6 protein-coding genes and 3 tRNA genes are annotated in these 8878 nt (G+C 43.4%); all 9 read right to left on the minus strand.

The annotated features are described in order from the left end of the window. Positions 1 to 406 precede the first annotated feature (406 nt). Positions 407 to 2608 carry a protein-disulfide reductase DsbD domain-containing protein gene (locus ABYU67_RS02635; protein WP_372843467.1) on the minus strand — a complete coding sequence of 734 codons (2202 nt, stop codon included), beginning with the start codon at positions 2606 to 2608 and terminating at the stop codon, positions 407 to 409. A 59-nt stretch (positions 2609 to 2667) separates the two neighbouring features. After that, the gene (locus tag ABYU67_RS02640) at positions 2668 to 3228 is read right to left on the minus strand and encodes a protein-disulfide reductase DsbD domain-containing protein (protein ID WP_372843468.1); all 561 of its coding nucleotides are present in this window, start codon (positions 3226 to 3228) and stop codon (positions 2668 to 2670) included. A gap of 329 nt (positions 3229 to 3557) precedes the next feature. After that, the gene (gene gspG / locus ABYU67_RS02645; protein ID WP_372843477.1) at positions 3558 to 4025 is read right to left on the minus strand and encodes a type II secretion system major pseudopilin GspG; all 468 of its coding nucleotides are present in this window, start codon (positions 4023 to 4025) and stop codon (positions 3558 to 3560) included. 479 nt (positions 4026 to 4504) lie between these two features. Beyond that, positions 4505 to 5707, minus strand: a complete 1203-nt coding sequence (gene gspF / locus ABYU67_RS02650; protein ID WP_372843469.1) for a type II secretion system inner membrane protein GspF — start codon at positions 5705 to 5707, stop codon at positions 4505 to 4507. Between the two features lie 79 nt (positions 5708 to 5786). Beyond that, on the minus strand, positions 5787 to 6842 hold the full coding sequence (locus ABYU67_RS02655) for a hypothetical protein (RefSeq protein WP_372843470.1): 1056 nt from the start codon (positions 6840 to 6842) through the stop codon (positions 5787 to 5789). 281 nt (positions 6843 to 7123) lie between these two features. Continuing rightward, on the minus strand, positions 7124 to 8059 hold the full coding sequence (locus ABYU67_RS02660) for an AraC family transcriptional regulator (protein WP_372843471.1): 936 nt from the start codon (positions 8057 to 8059) through the stop codon (positions 7124 to 7126). 438 nt (positions 8060 to 8497) lie between these two features. Continuing rightward, positions 8498 to 8573, minus strand: a tRNA-His gene (locus tag ABYU67_RS02665). Between the two features lie 39 nt (positions 8574 to 8612). Then, a tRNA-Arg gene (locus ABYU67_RS02670) sits at positions 8613 to 8689 on the minus strand. Between the two features lie 94 nt (positions 8690 to 8783). Then, a tRNA-Pro gene (locus tag ABYU67_RS02675) sits at positions 8784 to 8860 on the minus strand. Positions 8861 to 8878 lie beyond the last annotated feature (18 nt).

Below are 8878 nucleotides of genomic sequence, written 5' to 3' on the forward strand. Positions count from 1 at the left end.
ATATAACCATTAGCATCGACGCTAATCGGACACAAAAAATCAATATAACTTGGCGCTAAAGAGTTGCTATCATGCTGTATAGGACGCATTTAGCAATGTTGCTTTATTGTAATGAAAATGTACACACTATACTAGCTTTATTGCCATATAAAACACGGCTAAATAACGATAAGTCGCGTAAAACCAAATGCTTATAATAGGTATAAAATAAAAGAGGCATCATTTATTAGGTATCTTACTGATAAAGCTTTCAAAGTAAAACCCCTCTATTTAGCGCGAAATAATACTAAGATATTGTTCTACTGATACCAACGCAAAAAAGCCAACCTACTGTGTTAGTACGTTGGCTTTTTTATATCGTATTAAGGTGTTTAAAAGGCTAAAACAAAGATTTGCGCTACGGCACTTATTTATTTAAGGCCGTCAACGTCTGTTCAAACTCTGCACGACCTATCTCACCTACTTGCTTCTGCACCAGCTCGCCGTCTTGATAATAGAGCAAGGTTGGCGGTCCAAACAGTTTATAACGCGCTAAGATCGCCTTAGAATCTGCTGTGGTTTCAGTAATATCAAGTCGGACCAATTGCCAGTCCTGCATTTGTGCGGGGCGATTGGTAAACAGGTTTTTATCCATAATGCGGCATTCAATACACCAATCAGCGGTTAAATCGACCAAAACCTTAGGATTGGCAGCAGTGATAAGGTCTAATTCTGCCAAGGTAGTGATATGCTTATCTGTGTTATTGGTGGCACTACTCTGAACACCAGCTAGAGCATCAGCTGACTGTAACAACGTAGGAGCAGCACTTAATGAAGCCAGCGGATGTAGGCTATCATCATTACCAAGCGCGGCGCCAATCACTAACGTAGTAGCCCAGATACCAACAATCAAACCGATGGCTTGTGATAGCATGCGGCCTTTACCATGCCAGCTCCACGCCCATGTGGCCACAACCATAAACCACAATGCCCATACCAGCAGCATCACAGGTGAGATAAAGAGGCGCTCTATTAATAGTAATGCTACAGCAAATAATAATAAGGCAAAACCTTGCTTAACCCAGTTCATCCACTCGCCCGCTTTTGGCATAATTTTACCCTGGGTCGCACCAATCAAAATCAGTGGCGCTGATAAGCCAAAGCCCAGCATAAAGAGGGCAGCAAAGCCCAATAGCGGGCTGCCTATCGTTGAGACAGCCAGTAACGCGCCAAATAAGGGTGCTGATACACAAGGCGATACTACTAGCGCCGATAAGAAACCAGCGACCAAACTGCCGCCTGCGCTACCAAGCTTACTATCGCCTACTTGGCTTAAGCCCTGCATTTTACTGCTGATAAAATATGGCAGACGAATCGTAAATACTTCTAGCATATAAAGCGCTAACAAAACAAAAACGATTGCAAAACTAATAAGAATAATGGGATTTTGTAACCAGCCGATGATGCCGAGTGACTCACCAAATACGGCTATGACGGCTCCCAGTATCCCATAAGCAATCGCTACCCCTACGGCATAACTTGTCGTTAAAATAACGCCCTTTTTAACGGTTGGGTTTTGCTGACGGGCAACAATATTGGCGACAATGGGAAGCATTGGTAAAACACATGGCGTAAGCGCTAAGCCAAGCCCTGCCAAGAATAGCAATCCTAATGCCAGCCAAGGATGCTTAGCTAAACCAAACGGATCACTATCCGTGGCATCATTTCCAGCAACGGCACCATTGGTTGTCGCAGAAACTTCACCTGTTGCAGGGTCATCGATGGCTTGATTATCTGCACCAGAAATCATACTGGTGGTAGCAAGCTCTGCATCTAAAGCTTCATCATCTAATAGCGCATAATCAATCACTTCATCATCAGTCGGCGCTTGTTCTGCTGCCAGACTATCAGCAGCCGCTGCATTTGACTCGGCGATGTTTTCATTATCGGTCAGACTATTGGTATTAGCAGCCTGTTGCTCAGAAGTACTGCTACTATTTCCTGTCATTTTCGGCGTTGTAGCTGCGATATCAATCGTCGTTTTTATTTTTTCAGGTGGGTAACAAAGTCCTGCTTTGGCGCACCCTTGCCAACCAATCACCAGCGCTGCATTATCGATATCTTTGCTACTACTTAGCACAGTGGTGGCTACCATATTTGCTTGATCAAATACGGGCACTTTACCAAAAGTGGGGTCATCAATGAGGACAGGGGTTTGGCTAAAGGTAAATGGTGCTGCGCTAACGCCATTAGGCAAAGTGAGTTTCAGCTGATTTTTATAAACATAATGCTCTGGAGTGATATCAAAATTAATCGATAGCTGGGTGCCAGCTTTGACAGCTTTACTGCTACTCGTAACTTGAAAGGCTTTATCCACTGACAGAAATTTTGACTGCTCAGCGCTTTGGTTACTGCTAAAAAGATCACCCAGTCCTGCCGCCTGCGTCGTCGTAGGCGCCACAGCCGTCACAGCCAATCCTGCAAACAATGAGCTACTTGCAAGCGTCAATGCCAGTAAATAGGGCTTCTTTGGCACTTTACTAATAACTGCTGGCGAATGATCTAAGGATCGCTTTTTTGTCGATACCACTTTAACTGACGAGATACGTTTTACTGTCTTGATGGACATAAGGGACTACCTGTTATAACAACTTTATAAATCAACTTACTGACGCTATCTATAAATGACTAACGCTTGACTGCAATATTTAACGTGGTTTTTATCTTTTCTGGCGGATAGCACAGTCCAGCTTTCGAACAGCCTTGCCAGCCAATCACAACCGGCACATTTTTCGCCGCTTTGCCATTTTTGGTTGACAGTATGGTCGTTGCTACCACAGTTTTTTGCGTAAATACTGGTACCTTGCCAAAGGTTGGGTCATCAATAGAAACTGGCGATTGGCTAAAGGTAAATGGCGCAGCACTGATACCTTTTGGAAAGCTCAATGTCAGCTTATCTTTATACACGTAATGACCCGGTGTGATATCAAAGGCGATTGATAACTGCGTACCTTTAGCCACCGCTTTGGTACTGCTGGTCACTTGAAAGGCCTTATCAACGGGCAAGAATTTTGATTGCTGAGCACTGTTATTGCTAAACAAATCCCCCAGACCGGCAGCTTGAGACGCAACCGACGTCATTGACAAAGCTGTTATCAAAGCAGTCGTTGTTATAGCCAGCAAATAAGGCTTTTTAGTAGCTCGTTTATTCATAATAATGGCTTTCGATGTTGATGTTTTGACAAACATATGATTACCTCGGATTACTTGAAGAACAGCTGTTTTTTTACCATCGCTATTAAAACGATACAGCGAAACTGGGATAAGTGTCTTGCAGCCTCTATCTGGATTTACAATGAGTAATACTCATAAAAAATATCAACCAATAAGGCGTTATTGGTTGATATATTGGTCTTAACAAGCAGCTTTCTTTTCAAAGAGAACTTCTTATTAAATAAACGTTCTTATCAAAGAAATCTTGTTACTAAAGCTACCTTATTATTAAAGCTACCGTGCTCTAAGGAATCTATTACAGTATAGATTATGAACAAAACCTTGATAGCTGGCTAGGCGACAGCTTATAGCTGAGCATAGAGATCAGCATCCTGCCCTTCTCCGCCCTGCTCCCCATCCGCACCGAGCGAAAATAAGTCATAAGGTCGACCGTCGCTACCTGGGGCAACGTATTGCAGCTCATTTTCCCAACCATCTGTTGGATAACCGCCTTTAATATAGCCACCATCTGGATAATTTTTAGCATCAGCAGGAGGCGTGGTCAGTGCTTCTAAACCTTGAGCTGTCGTTGGATAGCGCGAGTTATCGACTTTATACATATCCAGCGCATTGGATACTGTTGATAGCGCCGTCTCAGTGGTTTTAATGCGTGCTTTATCACTTTGTCCAACCACCTTTGGCACCACCAAACCCGCAAGAATTGCCAAAATCACAATCACTACCATGATTTCAATCAGCGTAAATCCAGACTGGTTATGACGTATACCCAGTGTCTGACTGGCTCTCATAGAAGCTGATTTATTGGCACTCATATTACTTGCCTGAAACTGGTCAACATTCATAGCACTTATCGGCATAGCACTTGTTGACATAGGCTTTACTTGAATTTTATCAATTATAGTCATCGATTTTGTCATCGCTTTTGGCATCAGGGTGATGTAACTAGGAAAAGTGGCGCTCAATTCACAGTAATGATCGGCGTATTAATGAGCACTGAAACGATTATCACTATAAACCATGATTTTATTTTTATCCAGCGCCGCCAGTATATTGTGATGCGCCTTTACTTATATAAGCCTTAATATGAACCACGGTATGATGCGTGATGTTTATTAGGATAACCTTTGACTGATGGTTACTATAGCTTGAGGGCTGGTTTTACCCTAGTAAAACCAGCCCTCAGTCAACAATCTACAACAGTAAGAAAATATTAAGAAACCTAACGCAAGATTTCGTAAGATGACGACAATAGAAATAGAAGGCACATCCGTTTAGAGTATTTAATCGTACATTACCCTGCCAGATCATTCATATTAACGATCGGCAGCATCACTGCCATCACGATAATCATCACTACCACGCCCATCAAGACCAGCATCAGCGGCTCAAGTAGCGATAGCAAAGTACTGATAAAGTTGGTCGCTTCTGCTTCTTGCATATTAGCGGCGCGGCTGAGCATGTTTTCAAGCTCGCCTGAATTTTCGCCACTTTTAATCATCTGTACCATCATCGGCGGAAAGTATAGCGACTTTTCTAATTGACTCGATAAGCTTGAGCCTTCGGTCACCCTATCAGCTGCGGTGATGATGGTTTTTTGAATGTGTAAATTGGTCGTCACCGCCGCGCCTATATGCAGCGCCTCAATCAACGGTACCCCCGAGCGTACCAATATCGCAAGTGTGCTGGCAAAGCGCGCTGCATTTAGTCCTTTTGATAAACGTGCCAATATTGGCAATCTTAGCACCATACTGTCTATCGCCAATTTACCTGCCTGAGTTTGGGCAAAGCGATAAATCAAAAGCGCCATTCCACCCAGCACGAGCAGCATCAGCCACCACCACTGAGTAATAAGGTTGGATAAGCTAAGGACGATTTGGGTGATGAGCGGTAGCGCTTGCTCAGATTGCTCAAAGACTTTGACAATTTTGGGCACTACAAAGCTCATCAAGCCCATAATCACTCCGACTGCCATCACCATCAGCACAATCGGATACACCATCGCCCCTTGGATTTTCTTTTGCAATGCAAAACGGTTTTCGGTGTAATCTGCCAATTGATTTAAAATCAAATCCAAGTGACCTGACTTTTCCCCTGCTGCAATGGTCGCGATATATAGTGGTGGAAAACTGGCGGCTTGCTGTAGCGCCCGAGCTAAGCTCAAACCTTCTAGTACATGCGAGCGTACGGCAAGCATAAGTGATTTGATGTGGGTTTTTGGTGATTGTTTGGCGACAGCGGCCAGTGTTTCCTCTAAGGGAATACCAGCGGCCAGTAATACCGATAATTGACGGGTCAGCAATGCTAGCTCATAGGCAGAGGGTTTTTTATAGCGGTTTTTATGTTGGCTTTGTTTATCATTGACGGCTGTAACTTCAACGGGCGTCCAGTGTTTATCACGCAGCTGCTGGCGAACTTGCCGTGCAGAATCGCCCTCGAGCAAGCCTTTTTGCACACTGCCATGGTCATCTAACGCTTTATAATGATAAGCGGGCATAGCAGCGAGTATCCTAAAAAGGTCAATTAAAAAGGATGATAAATCGACGTTTTAACATAAATGATAGAGAATTAATATCTTAGAAGAGCGGCGTAGAATCACTGCTATCGGGCATTAAACCTTGCAATAATAAAACATCCAAATGCTGCTGCTGCAATTTTTTATCAAAATCATTAACTTCAGCGATTAGCATACGCTCAATGCGCTTATCACTGGCAAAGACGCTCAACCTTGCACAAATAACCGCCAACTGATAAATGCGTTTTTTACAGTAGCCATCCAGCCCTTGTAACAATCTGACCATATGCGGGGTTTCAAGAGTGGCGTAATCGTAATCACTCACCACATCCTGAGCGAGGGCTGTCACGCCATAGGTAATGGATAAATGGGCGCAAAAATAACAGCTGAATAAGTAGCCAATCACATGTCCGATATAATAGCCGCGGTCATAGGTAAAACTACTCACGCCAAAGTGGCCAAGTACATAGCTATTTAGACTGCCTTGATCGCGGATAGGCTTATTGTGCTTTAGTTTACCAACGGTGGCAAAGCATAATGGATTATGCCCATCCTGAGTGGTTAGCTGCCAACCTGCGGGCTGCTGAGCTGGCATATGGCGCACAATATCTTCAATAATATCATCGACCACATGCAGCTGTTGCCAAAGACGCTCTAACCCATCAGTATCCATCAAGCCGCGTTTATCGAGCTGCTGGGCGAGCAAATACTGCTGATGTTCGGCGAATTGTGATTTGAGGGTTTGTACCAAATAAGTCGGTCGCGTGGCAGCAGATGCCATATATAGTAATCGCGTGCGCTCATACTGGGTACGGTACAGTGCCACACGTTGCTCGGCAATATTAACCTCGCTAATAGTAGATTGTTGTACGGCACTATGGCTGATAGACAACTCATCCGTAGTGGCTTTAACAACTGGCCCTTTAGCAACTGCTTCTTCAAGATCTGGGAGTGTAAACAGTGCCAATAACATCGCTTTATCAAGTGGCGCATCTGCCTTGTCTTTTAGACCACGCTTGACGTTGTTTGAATGGATATTGCTTGGTTTTTTGGCGGACACAGCAGAGCCTGATTGACTCTTGGCTCCTGCGCGTGGCTTTGCGGTCGGTTCAGTCATAACATACCATCAGCAGCAAAAATAAACATCACCTAGACCAAACGATATGACTACTATACAGTGACATATCTTACGCCAAAAACAAGCGTTTGCGCCTCGATGACTCATTATTCCATAGTACCTGAACGCAAGCACATTGTCAGCTGCCCATCGTCAAAATACTCCTTGTCAAAAATAGATAAGACACCTTTATAATTCTCTTTTACTCCACCTGCAAAAACAAAAAAAGCGTTAAGGAGCTAATGGCAACCTTAACGCTTTTTGAGCATATTCACGATATGCTAAGCGATGTTTTGTTTTTGATATTGTTGGCGGTAGACTTTGGGCGATACACCATAAATGCGCTTAAAGGCTTGACTAAAAGTTGAGTCTGAAGCGTATCCAACCAGCTCACTAATTCGACCGATACTGTTTTGCTGCAAGCGTAAATATCGGGCAGCCAAGCGCAAGCGATAATCAATTAAATAGGTCAATGGCGGCATACCAACTGTATCTTTAAATCGCTGCGCAAAGCTTGAGCGTGACATCCCTGCCACCTCAGCCAGATTATGAAGGGTCCAGTTTTGATTGGGCGCTTGATGCATCGCTGCTAAGGCCTTGGTCAAAAACGGGTCTTTCATGGCTTTTAGCCAATTTTCTGTGGCCTCAGGCAAACTTTCTATATAAACCCGCAAACATTCAATCATCATAATACTTGCCCAATGATTGATGACCGCAGTCTTGCCCATACGCTCACGCTCAGCTTCTAAGGTCAGTAATTTAATCTCGACATCAATGACTTCAAACCGACCATCAGACTCATCATTTATTTCAGGCAAAATCGGAGGCAATACAGACAGTAAAGGACGTATCATCTCTTTATCGTACTTACACTCAATCAGTACCAAAGATGAGTTAGGATCCCCGTCACCATCGATATCAAGGGTATTCTCCTTACAGTCAGTCAGCAACTCATCTAATGGTAGCGCCTCATCACCATGATGATCTAGCGCATAGCTCACATGCTTATGGGCACTTGGAATCATAATCATATCGCCAGCATGTGCCTGTCGCAAACCATTGCCGACATCGATACAAAAACTTCCAGACATCACGAGATAAAATAAAATCGTATCTTGCCTAGTGAGGGAATAAGACCAATTGCCAGCCCCATTCAAACGATAATACTTGGTTTCAAACAAATGCACGTTTTGTAGCAATACGCTCAATGCATCCATTAATCACATCCTCAATAATATAAGATCCGTAGCAGCGTATTTCAGACAAACGCGCATCCCTACTACCGTCTTAGACTTACTTAATCTATTCATTGTATGTTTTAACTGACTTTTAGCCCTTATGATAATGCGTCACTGCCAATATTGGCTTTATGATGCCATATAAAAGCAGTAAAAGACTAGCAAAGCACTTACGGAGATAGCCAGTTGTTAGAAAAAGAAACCATGATAAAAATAAATGAGACAAAAGACCAGTATATTAATAGAGCATCAAAGATGCTGATACATCTAAAAATTTTCATTAACGAGGATAAAAGAGATAAAACCCACCATACAATACAGGCACAGGCACAAAGAAAAGCCAAAAATGGCAAGTATTATTTGAAATAAGGTTTTTTAATGAGGTAATACCAGAAGAGGATAATGCAGAATAAAATATGGGGCGACTGATGGGACTCGAACCCACGACAACCGAGATCACAACCCGGGGCTCTACCAACTGAGCTACAACCGCCATAACTATTGCCTGATGAGGCAAGATTTTCAGGCTAAATGGTGCGCCTGGCAGGATTCGAACCTGCGGCCACCTCCTTAGAAGGGAGATGCTCTATCCAACTGAGCTACAGGCGCTCTTAGAGGACTTTTATATAACTTGGTCGGTTTATGATAGCAGAAACCAAACCATTATACATAAAAAAAAGCCTGTAAGGCTCTTAAAAATAGATGGTCGGAGTGATAGGATTCGAACCTACGACCCTCTGGTCCCAAACCAGATGCGCTACCAAACTGCGCCACACTCCGAAATTTCTATTATCACGA

It is taken from the genome of Psychrobacter sp., assembly GCF_041554015.1.
GTDB lineage: Bacteria > Pseudomonadota > Gammaproteobacteria > Pseudomonadales > Moraxellaceae > Psychrobacter.